Below are 18,336 nucleotides of genomic sequence, written 5' to 3' on the forward strand. Positions count from 1 at the left end.
AACGTTTCCTGGGTGCGCCTAGGGGTGCTTGACGTCGGATCGAACACGGTTCACCTGCTCGTGGTGGACGCGCATCGGGGTGCCGCCCCGGTGCCGGCCCGCTCCGAGAAGTCTGTGCTGCGCCTGGCCGAGCGGCTCACCAAGTCCGGCGAGCTGTCCAGGACCGGCGCGGACGAGCTGATCCGGACCGTGGCCGAGGCCCGCGCGTCGGCGGAGAAGCTGGGCTGCGACGACTTCATGGCGTTCGCCACGTCGGCGGTGCGCGAGGCGGACAACTCGGTCAGGGTGCTGGAGCGCGTCCTCGACGAGACCGGCGTCGACCTGCAGGTGCTCTCCGGCGAGGACGAGGCCAGGTTCACGTTCCTGGCCGCCCGGCGCTGGTTCGGCTGGTCGGCCGGGCGGCTGCTGGTGCTGGACATCGGCGGTGGCTCGCTGGAGATCGCCGCGGGCGTGCACGAGACGCCCGACTTCGCCACCTCGCTGCCGTTCGGGGCCGGCCGGCTGACCCGGACCCGGTTCGCGAACGACCCGCCGACCCGGGGAGAGGTCATCGACGCCGAGGACTGGCTGGCCGACCAGCTCGCCCCGGTGGCCAAGAAGCTGGCCAAGCTCGGTGAGCCGGACCGCGTCGTGGCCACCTCGAAGACGTTCCGGTCGCTGGCCCGGCTCACCGGCGCCGCGCCGTCCTCGGCCGGGCCGCGGGCCCGCCGGGTGCTCACCGAGGCCGGGCTGCGCCAGGTGATCGCGTTCATCTCCCGGATGTCGGCCGCGGACCTGGCCGAACTGGAGGGCGTGAGCCCCAGCCGGGCGCACCAGCTGGTGGCCGGCGCGCTGGTCGCGCGGGCCTCGATGCGGGCACTTTCCCAGCCGGAGGTGGAGATCTGCCCGTGGGCCCTGCGCGAGGGTGTGATCCTCAGGCGGCTGGACCAGACGGACGGTGAGTATCAGACTGTGGTGGATTCGCAATGAGGACGGAGGTCTGCCCGGACGCTGGACGAGGTGACCGGTGTCGGGCACGGTGGAGTCGATGAGTCACGAAGGCGGACCGGAAAGCACGCAGCAGCGAACCGTCGCGGAGCTGCTTGCCATGTACGGCGGCGACACGGGCGAACGCGCCCCTCGCCGCCGGCGCAGACGTGACGACACCGGCGACACCGGGCCGCAGGCGATCATCGAGCGGGTCAACTCGGAGAGCGCGAAGATCGCCCCCATCCGGGACGACCAGCCGCCGCCGACCCGCACCTCGCACCGGCAGCGCCCGGCCAGCCACCACCAGCCGACCGGTGAGCACCGCCCCGTCCAGCCACCACCGCGCGCCGCGGCCACCCCGCCGCCCCGGCCCGCGCCGGCCCCCCCGAAGCCCGCGCCCACCCGGCAGGCCGCGCCGCCGCCCCAGGTGAACGACACCCCCGCGCCACCAAGGCAGGCGCCGCCGGCCCGGCAGCCGGCGCCCCGGGTGAACGACTCGGCCCCCCCGCCGAGCCAGGCGCGGCAGGCTCCCCCGGCGGTCCGGCAGCCCGCGCCGCCGGTGAACGACGCGCCGCCGACCTCCCAGATCCCGGCGATCCTGGACTCTCCCGAGCCCACCCGGCCGGCCCCGCCCACCCGGCGGTCCCGTCCCGCACCGCCGCCCCCGCAGATGCCGTCCGGCACCTTCCCGGCGCCCGCGGCCGGCCCGCAGCAGGGTTCCGGCTACTTCCCGGCCCCGCCCCGCAACGGCAACGTGCCGGAGGCGGCCACCGAGCAGATGCCCCGGATCCCGCCGGCGCCCGGGCGCACCGGCACCGGGTCGCACCCCGTCCCGTTCCCGCCGTCCCGAGCCGGTTTCGGACCGGTGCCGGCCGGTCCCGAGCAGCGCAACGGGCTGGCCCCGGAGCGCTACCCGGACGAGTACCCGGAGCTGGACGAGGACAGCCCCGACGGCGAGTTCGCCGACTACCGTGACTATCCGGACGAGGACGACGTCGAGTCGGACGAGTACGTCGAGGACGACGACCTGGCCGACGAGGACGCCCCGTCGCCCGGCCGGGAGTGGCTGATCATGGCCGGCCAGGTCGCGGTCAGCGTGGTCGGCGGTGCCGCGGTGTGGCTCGGCTTCAACTGGCTCTGGGGCCGGTTCCCGCAGGCCGCCCTGGTCGCCGCGCTCGCCGTGATCGTCGGTCTGGTCTGGATCGTGCGCAGGATCCGGCGCGCCGACGACCTGCAGACCACCGGTCTCGCCGTCCTGGTCGGCCTGTTCGTCACCGTCTCCCCGGCAGCGCTGATCCTGCTGAGTCGGTAAACCCATGCCACCCATCGGCGTGTCCACGGCGTCGGTGTGGCCGCAGACCGCGGCGGCGGGGTTCGTGCTCGCCGCCGAGCTCGGTTACGACGGCGTCGAGGTCATGGTGTGGACCGACCCGATGAGCCAGGACGTCGCGGCACTGCGCCGGGCCGCCCGGCAGTACGGGGTACCGGTCCTGGCCGTGCACGCGCCCTGCCTGCTGATCACCCAGCGGGTCTGGTCGCCGGACCCGGAGGAGCGGCTGCGCCGGTCGGTGCGGGCCGCGGCCGACCTCGGCGCCGGCACCGTGGTGATCCACCCGCCGTTCCGCTGGCAGCGCCGCTACGCCGACGCGTTCCCGGACCTCGTTGCCGAGCTGGAGACGGACAGCGGCATCGCGATCGCGGTGGAGAACATGTTCCCGGTGCGCCGCTTCGGCAGCGAGCTGTCGGCGTTCCGGCCGTCCACCGACCCGACCGACGTCGGCCACCGGCACTACACCCTGGACCTGTCGCACACCTCGGCCTCCGGGGCCGATGCGCTGGAGATGGCCAAACGCATGGGCGACGGCCTCGTCCACGTGCACCTGGCTGACGGCAGCGGCCTGCCGCGCGACGAGCATCTGGTGCCGGGGCGCGGAAATCAGCCGTGTGCGGAGCTGTGCGAGGAGCTCGCCCGCGGCGGCTTCGCCGGCCAGGTGGTCGTGGAGATCAACACCCGCCGGGCCCGCCGCCCGGCGGAGCGCGCGAAAGACCTCGCCGAGGCATTGTTGTTCGCCCGACTGCACCTCGGAACCTGATCACACGCGTCGTACAGTCTGCGCGTGAGCGAGCTTGCGAGCGAACCGTTGAGCACTGCCCGCCGCCGAGGGACGAGGCGGCGGGGTCTCCAGCACCGAGCTTGCGAGGTGATGGGTTGAGCGAGCTTGCGAGCGAACCATTGAGCACTGCCCTGGCGCTGAGCCTGCGAGCGATCTCGTTCCTAGGGATCGCCGCCGACCGAGCTTGCGAGGTGACGCGGTGAACCCGTTGCGCACGCTCATCCTGGCTGCCGCAGGCAACAACACCATCCGGCGGGTTGTGGCCACCGCACCGGTGAGCCGGGACGTGGTGCGCCGGTTCGTGGCCGGGGAGACCACGGCGGACGCGGTCGAGGTGACCAGGAAGCTGGTGCGCGAGGGGCTGACCGTCACGCTGGACCACCTCGGCGAGGACACCACGGACGAGGCGACGGCCGACGCGGTGGTCCGGGCCTACCTCGAGCTGCTCGACGCGCTGGACGAGGGTGGGCTCGCCGAGCGGGCCGAGGTCAGCGTGAAGCTCACCGCGGTCGGCCAGCTGCTCGACGAGAAGCTGGCGCTGGCCAACGCGTCCCGGATCTGCGCGGCCGCGGAGAGCCATGGCACCACGGTCACGCTGGACATGGAGGACCACACCACCACCGACTCCACGTTGCGGATCCTGGCGGAGCTGCGCGGAACCTGGCCGTGGGTGGGCGCGGTGGTGCAGTCGTACCTGCGGCGCACGCTGGACGACAGCCGGCGGCTGGCGGTCGCCGGGTCGCGGGTGCGGCTGTGCAAGGGCGCGTACTTCGAGCCGCCCGAGGTGGCCTTCCCGGACACCCACGAGGTCGACCTGAGCTACGTGCGGTGCGCGCTCGCCCTGCTCTCCGGCGACGGCTACCCGATGTTCGCCACGCACGACCCGCGGCTGGTGCGGCTGGTCGGCGACCGCGCCGCGTTCTACGGCCGCAAGCCCGGCAGCTTCGAGTTCCAGATGCTCTACGGGATCCGGCCGGACGAGCAGCTCCGGCTGGCCCAGCTCGGGCACACGGTCCGGGTTTACGTGCCGTACGGGGCCGAGTGGTACGGCTACCTGATGCGCCGGCTCGCCGAACGCCCGGCCAACACGGCGTTCTTCCTGCGAGCCTTGGCTTCCAGGTCGTGAGCTTGCGCGCGGGGGCACGCACATCCGACGGTTCGACCCACAGGGCAGGATAATGATCATGAGCAGTGTTGCTGGCCAGGGAGACGCACGCGCCCAGGGGGCGGTCACGGCCGGCCCGTTCGCGTCGGCGTCCCGGGTTCGTCCGCTCGGCGACGGCACGTTCACCGCGGAGCTCCCGGCCACCTGGACGGTGCGCGGCCGCCCGCACGGCGGGTTCCTGCTCTCCCTGCTGGCCCGCACCGCCATGGCCACGCACAGCGGCGGCTCCGGCGCCCCCCTGATCGACCCGCTCGCGGTGAGCGCCCAGTTCCTCAACCCGCCCAGCGCCGGCCCGGTCCTGCTGCGCACCGAGCTCCGCAAGTCCGGCCGCCAGGCCACCGTCACCGCCGTCCACCTGGAGCAGCGGGGCAAGAGTTGCGTCGAGGGGGTGGTGACCACCGGCCGCTTACCCAGGGAGCGCGCGGCCTGGTCCGATCTGCCGAACCTGTCCGCCGAGCCCCCGGGCAACGCGGTCGAGGTCGCCGCGCTCCCGCTCGCCTCGGTGTTCAAGCTGACCGCCACCTGCGACATCCGCCTCGACCCCAACGGCGCCGGCTTCCTGCACGGCCACATCGGCGACCCGCTCCGCCTGCGGCTCTGGGTCCGCCCCCGGGCCGAACCGGTCGACGCCCTCTTCGCCATCGTGGCCGGCGACATCAACATGCCCCTGACGTTCAACCTCGGCCGCTTCGGCTGGACCCCCACCGTCCAGATGACCGCCCTGCTCCGCTCCCGCCCCTCGCCGGGCTGGCTCCGCGTCCTCGTCGAGTCCCGTGCCGTCCACGGCCCCTGGTTCGACTCCGACGCCACCGTCATCGACGCCACCGGCCGGCTCATCTGCCAGTCCCGCCAGCTGGCCCTGGCCGCCCTCGCCTGACCGCTCTGGCACGCTCTACGCATGACTGCGAATGGTGAGCGGCCCACGATCGCCGTGCTGGGGGCGGGGAAGATCGGGGAGGCGTTGCTGTCCGGGTTGCTCAGCGCCGGGCGGCGGGTGGACGAGTTGATGTTCACCGAGCGGCATGCCGACCGCGCGGCGGAGATGAGCAAGCGGTACGGCTTGCGCGGGGTCGACGTGGCGACCGCGGCGCACGAGGCGGACGTCCTGGTGGTCGCGGTGAAGCCGCAGGACATCGAGCCGCTGCTGGACGAGCTGGCGCCGGTGATCAGCCCGCCGACGCTGGTGGTCTCGCTGTGCGCGGGGTTGCCGACCGCGCTGTACGAGCGGCGGCTGCCGGCGGGAGTGCCGGTGGTGCGGGTCATGCCGAACACCCCGGCCGTCGTGGGGCAGGCGATGAGCGCGATCTCGCCGGGCGGGCACGCCGGGCCGGAGCACCTGGACATCGTGGAGCACGTGCTGGAGGCGGTCGGCAAGGTGGTGCGGGTGCCGGAGTCGCAGCAGGACGCGGTGACGGCGCTCTCCGGGTCCGGGCCGGCCTACTTCTTCTACCTGGTCGAGGCCATGATCGACGCCGGCATCCTGCTCGGGCTGCCGCGGGCGGTGGCGGAGAAGCTGATCATCCAGTCGGCGGTGGGGGCGGCCACGATGCTCGCCGAGACCGGGGAGCACCCGGTGATCCTGCGGGAGGCGGTCACCTCGCCGGCCGGGACCACCATCATGGCCATCCGTGAGCTGGAGAAACACGGCGTGCGGGCGGCCCTGCTGGCCGCCATCGAGGCGGCCCGCGACCGCTCCGAGGAACTAGGCCGCCAGCACCGCCTCGACTGAGCGAGACCGTGGCTCATCGCGCAGGATCTGGGTCCGCCCCTGCCAACCGCACCTCAGGGGACCGTGACGGCACCCAGCCACGGCTCACCCGCCAACCGCACCATCGGCTGGAACGCAACCGCATCAAGAATTCCGGAGAGGCGGTACTGTCGCATCAGTCACAGGTGTCACGCTACCCTCTGGAGAAGCACGTGCGTGTCCGTTCCGCCGGTGGGGAAGCCGGTGGCGCGACACGTGTCACGAAGGACGCGGTGACTCATGCCGGCGAAGAAGAGGGACCTGGACGCCCCAGGGGTTGCCCAGGTGCAGTTTCTGACCGTGGCCGAGGTGGCCGCGATGATGCGGGTGTCCAAGATGACCGTGTACCGCCTGGTGCACAACGGTGAGCTTCCCGCGGTCCGGGTCGGCAAGTCGTTCCGGGTGCCGGAGAAGGCCGTGCACGCCTACCTGGAGGGCGCCTACTTCGACGCCGGCTGAGCCGCCTGCAAGCCTGATCCGCGGCACCGGTATTCTTGACGATCGTTGTGCCTGGTGCCTTCGCACGCCGCCCAGTGGTCGCTGCCCGCACCGGAGCTCAAGCCGTGTGACGACCACTGACAACAGCGAAGGATCCGCATGGGTTCGGTCATCAAAAAGCGCCGCAAGCGCATGTCGAAGAAGAAGCACCGCAAGTTGCTGCGGAAGACGCGGGTTCAGCGGCGCAAGCTGAAGAAGTAGTATGACCTGCGTTAATAGCGTGTTGCCGAGGGTATCTTGATCACCGGACGCGGGTAGAGTCGCGTATCTCAACGGCTGATCCCTAAGGACCACAAGACCACATGACCCCCAACGTCGTCCTGGTGACCGGCGTTGGCGGCACTCTCGGTGGCACCCTGGCCGCACGGCTCGCCGCCAACCCGGACATCGAACGAGTCCTCGGCGTGGACACCACGCCGCCGGCGAAGGATGCCCGCGGGCGCGTCGAGTTCGTGCGCCTGGACATCCGCCACCCGATGATCGCCAAGATCATCTCCTCGGCCGGGGTGGACACGGTGGTGCACGCGTCGACCCTGGTGAACCCGCCGGGACCGGCGCGCCGCAGCCACCTCAAGGAGATGAACGTCATCGGCACCATGCAGCTGCTGGCCGCCTGCCAGCGGTCCCGCACGGTGCGCAAGCTCGTGGTGAAGTCCACCGCGGCGGTGTATGGCGCGGGCTCCCGGGCGCCGGCCGTGTTCGCCGAGGACGACCCGCCGGCGGAGATCGCCACCAGCGGGTACGCCAAGGACGCCGTCGAGGTCGAGGGCTACGTCCGCGGGTTCAGCCGGCGCCGGCCCGACGCCGTGGTCACCACGCTGAGGCTCGCCAACGTGATCGGTCCGGGTGTGGACACCGTCATGACCCGGTACTTCGCCCTGCCGGTGGTGCCGACCGTGTTCGGCTTCGACGCCCGGATGCAGCTGCTGCACGTCGACGACGCGCTGGCGGTGCTGGAGCGGGCGGCGGTGCACGACCTGCCCGGTGTCTACAACGCCGGCGGCGACGGCGTGCTCATGCTGTCCCAGGCGATCCGCAAGGCCGGCCGGGTCCCGCTGCCGCTGCTCCGCTCGGCCATCCCGGCGATGGCGACGCTGTTCCGCGGCGGCCGTCCGGTGGACTTCTCACCGGACCAGGTGCAGTTCCTCAACTACGGCCGGGTGCTCGACACCAGCCGGTTGAAGACCGCGTTCGGATACCCGCCGCGGTGGACCACGGCGGCGGCGTTCGACGACTACGTGCTCGGCCGAGGCTGAGGCCGGCGCACCCGAACAACGCCATCAAGGCTCAGAGCTGAGCGCCAACACAGGGGAGTCTGGAAGGTAGCGCAGCATGCCACAAGCACAGGTGATCCCGCTGCAGCGCGCGGATCGCCGGCCCAACACCATCACGGCCCCGGCGAAGGGCGCCGTCCCCCGGCGCGCCCCGGCCAGACCCACGCAACCGGCCGAGCCCATCCCGCTGCACCCGCGCCGCGAACCGGCCGGCGTCGAGGGTTTCCAGCACCGGATCGCCGACCTGGCCGGTTTCCTGCGCCGGCGGGTCACCGGCGACTACCCGGTCGACGAGTTCGGCTTCGACCAGGAGCTCACCGACCGCGTCCTGCTGCCCCTGCTCCGCCCGCTCTACCAGCACTGGTTCCGGGTCGAGGTGACCGGCGCCGAGCACCTCCCGCTGACCGGCGGCGCGCTCGTGGTCTGCAACCACGCCGGCACCCTGCCGCTCGACGCCGTGATGACCGCCGTCGCCGTACACGACACCCACCCGCGCCACCGCCACCTCCGGATGCTCGGCGCCGACCTCGTGTTCCAGGTGCCGCTCCTCGGCGCGCTGGCCCGCCGCTCCGGCCAGACTCTGGCCTGCCACCCCGACGCCGAACGCCTGCTCAACGCCGGCGAACTGGTCGGCGTGTGGCCCGAAGGCTTCAAGGGCATCGGAAAGCCGTTCCGGGACCGCTACAAGCTGCAGCGCTTCGGCCGCGGCGGCTTCGTCGCGGCCGCGATGCGCTCCGGCGTGCCGATCATCCCGTGCGCCATCGTCGGCGCCGAGGAGATCTACCCCAAGATCGCCGACCTGCGCCCGGTCGCCCGCCTGCTCGGCCTGCCCTACTTCCCCATCACCCCGCTCTTCCCCCTCCTCGGCCCCCTCGGCGCGATCCCGCTCCCCTCCAAGTGGCACATCGAGTTCGGCGCCCCCCTCCACCCCGACCCGGCCGCCGCCGAAGACGACCCCATGTTCGTCTTCAACACCACCGACCAGATCCGCGAAACCATCCAGCAAACCCTCTACAAACTCCTCGCCCAGCGCCGCAACCCGTTCCTCGGCTAACCCGACGTTGCTGTGACTCTGGACCGAGCGCGACGAAGGCGTCCTTCCTCGCGCCCAGGGTGACCAAGGACGCCTTCGCCGCACTACCTCCGCACCCCTGCCGTGGACTCATTCCCTTGCGCCAGAACATGATCGTTGTTTGTGGGCGTTCACGCTCATATGCGAACGGGAACGCCCACTTCTGGCGATCATGAACGATTTCTCGGCGTGTTGAATCAGCGAGGCGGGCTACGCGTTCTCTCGTTTGCGGTAGGCGAGGCCGACAGCCACCGCTCCGGCTACGGCGCCGGCGCCCAGGACTGACGGGACGCCGATCTTGGCGGCTTTGCGGCCGGTGCGGAAGTCGCGGATCTCCCAGCTGCGTTTGCGGGCGACCTCGCGCAGGCCGCTGTCGGGGTTGACGGCGACGGCCGTGCCGACCACGGAGAGCATGGGGACGTCGTTGGCGGAGTCGGAGTAGGCCGTGCAGCGGCGCAGGTCGAGGCCTTCGCGGGCGGCGAGGGCGCGGACCGCGTGGGCCTTGGCCGGGCCGTGCAGCATCTCGCCGACGAGGCGGCCGGTGTAGACGCCGTCCTCGTGCTCGGCGACGGTGCCGAGGGCGCCGGTGAGGCCCAGGCGCCGGGCGATGATCGTGGCCAGTTCCACCGGGGTGGCGGTGACCAGCCAGACCCGCTGCCCGGCGTCGAGGTGCATCTGGGCGAGCGCCCGGGTGCCGGGCCAGATCTTGTCGGCCATCAGCTCGTCGTAGATCTCCTCGCCGAGGATGTTGAGCTCGTCCACGGTATGACCGGCCACAAAGGACAGGGCCTGCTCGCGGCTGGCCCGGATGCCGTCCTGGCTCTCCTTGCCGGCCACCCGGAACTTGACCTGCTGCAGGGCGAAGCGGGCCAGGTCGGAGTTGGTGAAGAACTTCCGCGCGGCCAGCCCGCGGGCGAAGTGGAAGATCGACGCGCCCATCATCATCGTGTTGTCGACGTCGAAGAAGGCCGCGGCGGTCAGGTCGAGCGGCACCGGCTTCGCGTCCTCGGCCGGCTCGGGGAGCTCCATCGTGACCGCGGCCTCGGCCGACGCCGCACCAGCCAGCTCGGCCAGCCGCTCGAGCTCGTGGACCTTCCTCTCGTCCTGCCGACGGGACACCGCATTCGCCTCCGGGTTCGACCAGCGCCTGGGCCAAGGGTAGCGATCGGTGCCGGCTAGCTCCCGATGCGAACCCCGGGCAGGCCGGGGGCCAGCGGGGGCACCTCGATGGTGGGCAGCGGCAGCGGAAGGGTGATCGTCGGCGACTGGGTGCCGGTGGAGCCGGACGGGGTCGAGGTCGTCGGCAGGATGCCCGGGAGGGCCCCGGGTGCGCCGCTCGGCGCCGGCTGACCGGGTGCCGGGGTCTGGGATTGGGCCTGCGGTGCGCCCGGTGGCGTGGTCAGGGTCTGGCCGGGGAGCGGCTGCTGGCGGGTGTTGCCGGCGTTGGGCGCGGTCTGGGCCGGCGAAGGGGCGCCGGGGATGCGCTCGCAGACGCCGGTGGCCGGCAGCGCGCCGATGTCGTCGAACGAGCCGGTGGTGATCTGGTAGCACTGCATGCGGGCGAGCAGCGCGTCCGCCCGGCCGGAGATCTTGGTCAGCAGGTCGAGCGAGGCGCTCTCCCGGCTGCGGGCCGAGCCGGGCAGCCTCGGGGCCACCGCGGAAAGCCGGGTGTCCTGCTGCTTCGCCCAGTCCCGCAACGACTCCAGCTGCCGGCCGTCGTTGCGGGTGGCCAGCGCGATGAGCTGGCGGGAACCGGCGGCGGCGTCGTTGTCGAAGTCGCTGAGCGCGGTGAGGTAGCCGCCGACCGGTGCGTCGGCCGGGTTGGCGTAGCGCTGCGCCAGCGTCTCGATCTCGGTCACCCGGGACGCGGCGAACTCCAGGTGCTTCAGCGCCTTCGGCTCGTCGCCGAAGGTGAGCCCGAGCGAGGCCGCCTCGGCGGTGCGTTTGACGCCGTAGAGCGTGTCGCCCGGCAGCGCGTCCCTGGCCAGCAGCAGGCTCATTCCGGTGAGCGAGAGCACCAGGGCGAGCAGCGCGACCGCGGCGATCGCGAACCGCGCGCGGGCCCCGGTGCCGGCTCTCGGTGGGTCGCCGGGGCGGGCAGTTCCCCGGCCGGCCCCGGCGGGCCGGGTACGCGGTAACCGCCTACGCCGGCCGGGCGCCGTGTGCCGTTCCGCGACCGTGGTCGTGTGGCCGGAGGTGGTGGTGGGCAGCCCGGCCAGGATCCGCTCCCGCATGCGGTCCCTCGCCCGCGCGTCGGGCGCGGTCAGCGGGGCGAGGCCGCGCACGAGGTGGACGATGGTGCGTTCGTCCACCTCTCTCGGGCCGTCCGGCCCGGGCGATCCAGTTCCGCTGTCCACCATCTGCTCCGGCTTGTTGATCCACGTAGCGGATCTCGCACTGTGAAAAACGATTGGCTCTCTACCAAGTTACGGACCGTGCGTCACCTCAGTTCCGCCGGGAGGAGCTGGGCGAGCCGGCGCACCGCCCGGTGCTGCAACGCCTTCACCGCGCCCTCGTTGCGGTTCATGATCTCCGCGGTCTCGGCCACCGACAGGCCCTGCAGGAACCGCAGCACGATGCACTCCCGCTGGTCGTCGCCGAGCTGCCCGACGCACTCCAGCAGGGCGGCGTTGGTGACCTTGGACATGACCTGCTGCTCCGGGCCGGACTCGACACGCTGCGAGTCGACCTCGGCGGTGGCGATCTCGAGCCGGAACCGGCTGGATTTGACGTGGTCGAGCACCAGGTTGCGGGCGATGGTGACGAACCAGGCGCCGACGTCGCGGCCCTGGTAGCTGACCGAGGTGATCCGGCGCAGCGCGCGCAGGAACGTCTCGCTGGTCACGTCCTCGGCGAGCTCGCGGTCACCGACCCGGAACAGCACGTAGCGGAACACCACGTCCACGTAGCGGTCGTAGAGCTGGGCGAATGCCGAGGTGTCCCCGCGCTGCGCGGCGTGCACCAGAGCCCAGGACTCGCCGGGATCACGGGCCTCTGGCACGGTCGTCACCGTATCGATGTCGTGCACCTGCACGTGCACCGAGGTTTCCGAGGGCATGGGCGCGCCCGACCGCGCCTGACGTGTCATGGGGTGGCCGCACCCCTGCACCGCCGCGGCGATGTCGTTGGTGAGGCCATCGCCACTCCTCGTCGGTCCCCGGGTGATCGCACCACCACTCGGAGCCGTTAGGCAGCATACGTGTGTTGTTACTGCTAGGTAGGTAGATGTTCAGTGAGCCCTGGTCACCAGGACGCCACAGGTACTCCAATCATGACGCCGGTAACCCATGACACACTTCGGCCCTGCGACGACAAGCATTACGCAGAAAGAGGTCCCGATGGTCGAAGCGCGCACCGGCAACGTCGCCGACCTGGTCGCCGCGGCGGCCACCGCGGTGCCCGAGCACCTCGCGCTGGTGGATCATGCCGCCGGACACGAGTTGACCTGGCGGCAGGTGGACGGCGCGGTCAGCGCGTTCGCCGCGCGGCTGCTGGAGTCCGGTGTGGAGGCCGGCGACCGGGTGGCGATGGTGCTGCCTGGCGGGGCTGCGTTCGTGGTCACGCTGTTCGGCGTGCTGCGGGCCGGCGCGGTGGCGGTGCCGCTGAGCGTGGAGTCGCCGGAGCCGGAGCTGCGCCGGGTGCTGACCGACAGCGGGGTGCGACTGCTGGTCGGTTCGGGCCCCGAAAGCGCCGGGGTGACCGCGGTGGCGGCGCCGGAGCTCGACGTGGCGGCCGCCGAGGCGCCGGCCGGAATCACCCGGGCGGGTGAGGGCCTCGCGGTGCTCTGCTACACCTCCGGAACCGCCGGTGTGCCCCGCGGCGTGATGCTCTCGCACCGGGCGCTGCTGGCCAACGTCGAGCAGTGTGCGGCGCTGCGGCCGGCGCCGGTCAACGCCACCGACCGGGTGCTGCTCGCGGTGCCGCTGTTCCACCTCTACGGGCTGGGGCCGGGCTTGCTGCAGGTGGCCGCGGCCGGGGCGACCGCGGTCCTGATGGACAAGTTCTCCACCGAGCGGGCGCTGGAGCTGTGCGAACGGCACCGGGTGACCGCGATGGTCGGGGTGCCGCCGATGTACCAGGCGTTCGCCGGGGTGGATGCCGAGCGGCTGGCGGGCGCGCTGGCCAGCATGCGGCTGCTCACCTCGGGGGCGGCGCCGCTGCCCGGGCCGGTGCTGGGCGCGATCCGGCAGGCGACCGGGCTCGCCGTGTTCGAGGGCTACGGGCTCACCGAGACCGGGCCGGTGCTCACGTCCACGCTGGTCGGCGGGGTCGCCAAGGCCGGCTCGGTGGGGCGGCCGATCCCCGGGGTGGAGCTGCGCCTGGTGGACAGCGACGGTACGCCGGTCGCCGCGGTGGACGACCCGGACGAGCTCATGGACGAGCCGGACGGGGACAGCGAGACCGGTCTGGTGTCGGTGCGCGGGGCGAACCTGTTCAGCGGGTACTGGCCGGACGGGGCGGGCGGGCCGGACAAGGAGGGCTGGTTCCGCACCGGCGACGTCGGTTACCTGGACGCCGACGGCGACCTGCACCTGGTGGACCGGGCCAACGACCTGATCATCGTCAACGGCTTCAACGTGTACCCGCACGAGGTGGAGCGGGTGCTCGGCGAGCTGGACGGGGTGGCCGAGTCGGCCGCGGTCGGGGTGCCGGACGAGCGCACCGGCGAGCGGGTCAAGGCCGTCGTGGTGCTGCGCCCGGGGGCGGCGCTCACCGAGGAGGCGGTCCGCGAGCACTGCGAGAAGAGACTCGCGAAGTTCAAGGTGCCGGGCGTCGTGGAGTTCGTCGACGCGCTGCCGCACTCGGTCACCGGCAAGCTCCGGAGGGCCAGCCTGCGCGGGATGCTGGCATGAAGCTTGCGGAATGCCAGCCGAGGGAGTTGGCCCACCGCGACGACGGCAGGCCGAGGAACGAGGTCTGCCCGAGGAGCGGTCCGGTGACCGAGCAGCCAAGGCGACCCACGACCATGGCCAACATTCCCGAGGTGGAGAGCACGGCATGAAGGTCACCGTGATGAGCCGCCGCGACTGCCACGCGTGCGCGGCGGCCGAGGCGGACGTCCGGCGGATCTGCGGTGAGCTGGGTGTGGCGTGGACCGTCGAGGACGTGGACGGCGATCCGGAGTGGCGCGGTGAGTACGGCGACCGGGTGCCGGTGATCCTGATCGACGGCGTCGAGCACGGGTACTGGCGGGTCGAGGAGGAGCGGTTCCGGGCGGCGCTCGGTGGGGGAATGCGATGAAGGCGGCCTTCCTAACGCCCAGTGCGAGGAAGGCCCCCTTCATCGCACTCCACGAGGTAAGCACTCGGTAACCCGGATTCGGTTGAACCTTGGCGCCGTTTGCCACGAAATAGAGGTGTGGACACCACCGAACGCATCGTGGAAACCCCGGACGCCGAGCCGGCGGCGCAGCTCTCCCGGCCGGTCGCGGTGTTGGTCGGCGTGCTCTCGGTGGCCGCCGCGCTCGCCGCGGGGCACCTGGTGGCCGGGTTCATCGACCCGCCCGCCTCGCCGCTGCTCGCCGTCGGCAACACCGCGATCGACCTGACTCCGCTGCCGCTCAAGGATTTCGCGGTCCGCACGTTCGGCGTCTACGACAAGGTGGTGCTGCTGCTGGGCATGGGCGTGGTGCTGGTCATCGTGGCCGCCGTGGCCGGGCTGCTGTCCCGGCGCCGCCCGCTGCCCGGGGAGATACTGGCCGCGACCGTCGGGCTGCTCGGCTTCCTGGCCGTGCTGAACCGCCCGGACGTCGGCCAGCTCGGCATCATCGCCCCGCTGGCCAGCGTCGTCGCCGGCGTGCTGACGTTCCGCTGGCTGCACGGGTTGGCGCTGCCCCGGCCGGACATCTCGGATCAGCAGGTGGACCGGTCGCGGCGGCGGTTCCTGCGCACGTCCGCGGGCGTCGCGGTGGGGGCGGGGGTGCTCGGCGGGAGTGGCCAGCTCCTGGCCACGCGGGTCGACGTGGAGGAGTCGCGGGCCGCGGTCGGCGCGGTGACCCCGGCCGAGCCGCTCCCGCCGGTCCCGGCCGGCTCCGACTTCGCGGCCGACGGCACGCCGCGGTTCATCACCGGCAACCGTGACTTCTACCGGGTGGACACCGCGCTCACCACGCCCCGGCTGCGCGCCGACGACTGGCACTTGAAGATCCATGGCTTGGTGGACAAGGAGATCAGCTTCAGCTTCAGCGACATCCGGAACCGCGCGCTGGTCGAGCGCCCGGTCACGCTGACCTGCGTGTCCAACGAGGTGGGCGGCGAGTACATCTCCACGGCCAACTGGGTCGGCGTGCCGATCCGCGACCTGCTCCGCGAAGCCGGCGTCAAACCCGGCTCCGACCAGCTGTTCTCCACCAGCGTCGACGGTTTCACCGCGGGCACTCCGGTGGACGCGCTGCTCGACCCGAACCGCGAGGCGCTGCTGGCCATCGGGATGAACGGCGAGCCGCTGCTGGTCGAGCACGGCTTCCCGGCGCGGATGGTGGTGCCCGGGCTGTACGGCTACATCTCGGCCACCAAGTGGGTGGTCGACTGGGAGCTCACCCGGTTCGACGCCAAGGAGGGCTACTGGATTCCGCGGGGCTGGGCGGCGAAGGCCCCGATCAAGACCCAGTCGCGGATCGACCGCCCCGGCGGGTTCGACACCGTCCCGGCCGGCGGCGTGATCGTGGCCGGCATCGCCTGGGCCCAGCACGTCGGCGTCGACAAGGTCGAGGTCCGGATGGACGAGGGCGAGTGGCGCCCGGCCCAGCTCGCCACCGAGGTCAGCGTCGACACCTGGCGCATGTGGCGGGTGCGGTTCGACGTCCCCAAGGGCGAGCACAAGTTCGAGGTCCGCGCCACCGACCGCACCGGCTACACCCAGACCGACCAGCGCGCCCGGCCCGACCCCGACGGCGCCACCGGCTGGCACTCCGTCGTGTTCACCGCGAGTTGACGGCCAGCGGGGCGCAGGGGCCGTTGTGGGCCTGGGTGGGCTGCGCGCGGCTTGTCGGGGCCGGTCGGGTCGCGTTGGCGAGCGGCGGTGTCGAGGAGCGCGGCTTTTAAAGATGGCTTGGGAAGGCGGGTGGGCGGCCGGGTCGGTCGGGTGCCGGTCTGCGCGCGGGGGGCGATTGCCGGACCGTGGTCTTGGGATTCAAGATCGCTGTTGGGTGTGGCTCTGCTGGAGGGGGTTACCGGTCGTTGGCCGGCTGGCGGCGGCTCGGAGCCTGATGTCCTGAAGGGACCCTTCCTGTCATGGAACGTCCTGAAGGCGTCCTTCAGGACGCTGGCCTGATCAAGATCCACAACTCCCTCCGAGGGAGCCGCACCCGACAGCGATCTTCAACCTCCTGTCCCCACTCGTGCCACCCCCGCCTCACCAGTCCCGCCCGCCGGGCCGCGCAGCGGCGCCGGCTTGGTCCTCGACACCGCCGGCCGGGCACCGCAACTCCACCACCCCGCCGGCCATCCCCGTCCTTGCCCTCTTTGCACCCAGCCACTCCGCCAACCGCCGCCCGGTTGTCCTCCCATGGGTTTCCCGAGCCTCCATTCCTGCTCAAGCGGGGCGTTGTGTGCTTGGTACATGGCCCTGGCCGGCGACTTTGTGCATGTGTTCACAAGCAGCTACCGTGTTCACACATCCCAGATGCAGAGTCTGTCGAGGAGAACCGGCGTGGCGCAGCGTGGCCAACGTGATGGGGTCGGGCGTACTGCCCCGACACCGAGTGACGCGGAGACCACGACGCCGATGCCGGCCGTGACCGACGGGGTCGGGTTCGATCCGACGGTGCCCGCCGCGCGGGACCGGGCGAGGGCGATTCCGGAGGCCGCGGTGGCGCGGCTCGCGGTGTACCTGCGGGTGCTGTCCGGCATGCAGGAGCAGGGCGTCGGCTCGGTGTCCAGCGAGGAGCTCGCCGCGGCGGCCGGGGTGAACTCGGCCAAGCTGCGCAAGGATCTGTCCTACATCGGCTCGTACGGCACGCGCGGTGTGGGGTACGAGGTCGAGGTGCTGATCGACCAGATCGAACGGATCCTCGGCCTGACCCGTAGACACAGTGTGGCGGTCGTGGGGATCGGAAACCTGGGGCACGCGCTGGCCAACTACGGCGGGTTCCCCGGGCGTGGGTTCCCGGTGACGGCGCTGTTCGACGTGGACGCCGACCTGATCGGGATCCCGGTGGGCGGCCTGCCGGTCAACCACATCGACGACATCGCGCGGGTCTGCACCGAACGTGAAGTTTCCATTGGGGTTATTGCCACCCCGCCGGCCGCCGCACAGGCTGTGTGCGACCGGTTGGTGGAAGGCGGCGTGGAGTGCATCCTGAACTTCGCGCCGGTGGTTCTGCAGGTCCCGGACACCGTCGAGGTCCGCAAGGTCGATCTCGCGGTTGAGCTGCAGATCCTGTCCTTCCATGTGGCCCGCAGGGCAGACGGCGCCGCGCCAACCCCACCACAGGTCAACGGGGTGGCGCCGGTGCTCGACCGCGGGATGGACGGGGTGGTGGTCTCATGAGCGAGCTTGCGAGCGAATCGTTGAGCACTGCACCGCCGCCGAGCCTGCGAGGCGGCGGGGCTAGCCGTCTCCGAGCTTGCGAGGTGACGGCCTGATGAGCGTGTTGGCGGTTGGCCTGTCGCATCGGACGGCCGATCTGCGTGTGCTGGAGCGGGCCACGGTGCCCGCCGACGAGGCCGGGAAGCTGCTCGACGAGCTGCTGCGCTGTGACTCGGTCGCCGAGGTCGTGCTGATCTCCACCTGCAACCGGGTCGAGGTGTACGCGGTGGTGGAGGCCTTCCACGCCGGCCTCGCCGAGATCGTCGTGGTGCTGGCCCGGCACGCCGGCATCGACACCGCGTCGGTGTACCAGCACCTGTACGTGCACTACGCCGGGGCCGCGGCGGAGCACCTGTTCACCGTGGCCGCCGGGCTGGACTCGATGGTGGTCGGCGAGGCGCAGATCCTCGGCCAGGTGCGGGCCGCCTACAACACCGCACGCACGGCCGGGACCGTCGGCCGGACCCTGCACGAGCTGATCCAGCAGGCGCTGCGGGTCGGCAAGCGGGTGTACGCCGAGACCGGGCTGGACCAGGCCGGCCGCTCGGTGGTGGCCGAGGCGCTGGCCGACGCCGGGGCGGCGCTGGGCGGGCTGGCCGGCAAGCGGGCCCTGATCGTCGGCGCCGGCTCGATGGGCGCGCTGAGCGCGGCGGCGCTGCGCCGGGCGGGCATCGGCGAGGTCGTCATCGCCAACCGCAGCACGGACAACGGCGCGCGGCTGGCGGAGTCGCTGCGGGAGCAGGGCGTGCCGGCGACCGCGGTCGGGCTGACCGGGCTGGCCGAGCGGATCGCCGCGGCGGACGTGGTGGTGTCCTGCACCGGCGCGGCCGGAACCGTGATCGTGGACGCCATGGTGGCGGCGCGGCCGGCGCAGCGCCCGCTGGTGGTTTGCGACCTCGGCCTGCCGCGGGACGTGAGCCTCGGGGTGGCCGCGGTTCCCGGGGTGACGGTCGTCGACCTGGAGAGCC

Annotated in this window: 18 protein-coding genes; 15 read left to right on the top strand and 3 right to left on the bottom strand. The window is 72.1% G+C overall.

The annotated features are described in order from the left end of the window. Positions 1–12: 12 nt before the first annotated feature. The 10 genes from VGR06_RS12610 (at position 13) to VGR06_RS12655 (ending at position 8,821) form a co-directional block, all read left to right on the top strand. Positions 13–969: a Ppx/GppA phosphatase family protein gene (locus tag VGR06_RS12610; protein ID WP_327559220.1), complete on the top strand. Its 957-nt coding sequence runs from the start codon at positions 13–15 to the stop codon at positions 967–969. 58 nt (positions 970–1,027) lie between these two features. Continuing rightward, positions 1,028–2,281 carry a hypothetical protein gene (locus VGR06_RS12615; protein WP_327559221.1) on the top strand — a complete coding sequence of 418 codons (1,254 nt, stop codon included), beginning with the start codon at positions 1,028–1,030 and terminating at the stop codon, positions 2,279–2,281. Positions 2,282–2,285: 4 nt separating this feature from the next. Next, entirely contained in the window at positions 2,286–3,062 is a 777-nt protein-coding gene (locus tag VGR06_RS12620) for a sugar phosphate isomerase/epimerase family protein (protein ID WP_327559222.1), read from the top strand. Positions 3,063–3,282: 220 nt separating this feature from the next. Beyond that, complete coding sequence (locus VGR06_RS12625) at positions 3,283–4,209, top strand: proline dehydrogenase family protein (RefSeq protein WP_327559223.1); 927 nt, start codon at positions 3,283–3,285, stop codon at positions 4,207–4,209. A gap of 58 nt (positions 4,210–4,267) precedes the next feature. Further along, a complete protein-coding gene (locus VGR06_RS12630; protein WP_327559224.1) occupies positions 4,268–5,125 on the top strand; it encodes a thioesterase family protein in 858 nt (285 codons plus the stop codon). A 21-nt stretch (positions 5,126–5,146) separates the two neighbouring features. Then, positions 5,147–5,977, top strand: coding sequence for a pyrroline-5-carboxylate reductase (gene proC / locus VGR06_RS12635; RefSeq protein WP_327559225.1), 831 nt, complete (start codon positions 5,147–5,149; stop codon positions 5,975–5,977). A gap of 258 nt (positions 5,978–6,235) precedes the next feature. Beyond that, positions 6,236–6,454 carry a helix-turn-helix domain-containing protein gene (locus VGR06_RS12640; protein ID WP_327559226.1) on the top strand — a complete coding sequence of 73 codons (219 nt, stop codon included), beginning with the start codon at positions 6,236–6,238 and terminating at the stop codon, positions 6,452–6,454. Between the two features lie 138 nt (positions 6,455–6,592). After that, the gene (locus VGR06_RS12645; RefSeq protein WP_018684825.1) at positions 6,593–6,694 is read left to right on the top strand and encodes a 30S ribosomal protein bS22; all 102 of its coding nucleotides are present in this window, start codon (positions 6,593–6,595) and stop codon (positions 6,692–6,694) included. A gap of 101 nt (positions 6,695–6,795) precedes the next feature. After that, positions 6,796–7,749 carry an NAD-dependent epimerase/dehydratase family protein gene (locus VGR06_RS12650; protein WP_327559227.1) on the top strand — a complete coding sequence of 318 codons (954 nt, stop codon included), beginning with the start codon at positions 6,796–6,798 and terminating at the stop codon, positions 7,747–7,749. 76 nt (positions 7,750–7,825) lie between these two features. Continuing rightward, complete coding sequence (locus VGR06_RS12655) at positions 7,826–8,821, top strand: lysophospholipid acyltransferase family protein (RefSeq protein ID WP_327559228.1); 996 nt, start codon at positions 7,826–7,828, stop codon at positions 8,819–8,821. 228 nt (positions 8,822–9,049) lie between these two features. Here the strand turns inward: VGR06_RS12655 and VGR06_RS12660 are convergent, their stop codons facing one another. The 3 genes from VGR06_RS12660 to VGR06_RS12670 form a co-directional block, all read right to left on the bottom strand. Continuing rightward, positions 9,050–9,868 carry an HAD-IB family hydrolase gene (locus tag VGR06_RS12660; protein ID WP_327559237.1) on the bottom strand — a complete coding sequence of 273 codons (819 nt, stop codon included), beginning with the start codon at positions 9,866–9,868 and terminating at the stop codon, positions 9,050–9,052. A gap of 146 nt (positions 9,869–10,014) precedes the next feature. Then, positions 10,015–11,151: a DUF5667 domain-containing protein gene (locus VGR06_RS12665; protein WP_327559229.1), complete on the bottom strand. Its 1,137-nt coding sequence runs from the start codon at positions 11,149–11,151 to the stop codon at positions 10,015–10,017. Between the two features lie 128 nt (positions 11,152–11,279). Continuing rightward, positions 11,280–11,927 (bottom strand): sigma-70 family RNA polymerase sigma factor, encoded by a 648-nt coding sequence (locus tag VGR06_RS12670; protein ID WP_414637234.1) that lies wholly within the window; start codon positions 11,925–11,927, stop codon positions 11,280–11,282. Between the two features lie 250 nt (positions 11,928–12,177). On the opposite strand from VGR06_RS12670, the gene VGR06_RS12675 reads away from it, so the two are divergent. The 5 genes from VGR06_RS12675 to hemA all read left to right on the top strand — a co-directional run. Further along, a complete protein-coding gene (locus tag VGR06_RS12675; protein ID WP_327559231.1) occupies positions 12,178–13,692 on the top strand; it encodes an AMP-binding protein in 1,515 nt (504 codons plus the stop codon). Between the two features lie 145 nt (positions 13,693–13,837). Beyond that, complete coding sequence (locus tag VGR06_RS12680; RefSeq protein WP_327559232.1) at positions 13,838–14,080, top strand: glutaredoxin family protein; 243 nt, start codon at positions 13,838–13,840, stop codon at positions 14,078–14,080. A gap of 117 nt (positions 14,081–14,197) precedes the next feature. Continuing rightward, the gene (locus VGR06_RS12685; RefSeq protein WP_414637235.1) at positions 14,198–15,772 is read left to right on the top strand and encodes a molybdopterin-dependent oxidoreductase; all 1,575 of its coding nucleotides are present in this window, start codon (positions 14,198–14,200) and stop codon (positions 15,770–15,772) included. A 690-nt stretch (positions 15,773–16,462) separates the two neighbouring features. Further along, complete coding sequence (locus VGR06_RS12690; protein ID WP_414637236.1) at positions 16,463–17,329, top strand: redox-sensing transcriptional repressor Rex; 867 nt, start codon at positions 16,463–16,465, stop codon at positions 17,327–17,329. A 94-nt stretch (positions 17,330–17,423) separates the two neighbouring features. Beyond that, a partial coding sequence (hemA, locus tag VGR06_RS12695; protein WP_327559234.1) for a glutamyl-tRNA reductase occupies positions 17,424–18,336 on the top strand: 913 nt, incomplete at its 3' end.

The organism is Actinophytocola sp., from assembly GCF_036002505.1.
Classification (GTDB): domain Bacteria; phylum Actinomycetota; class Actinomycetes; order Mycobacteriales; family Pseudonocardiaceae; genus DASYTH01.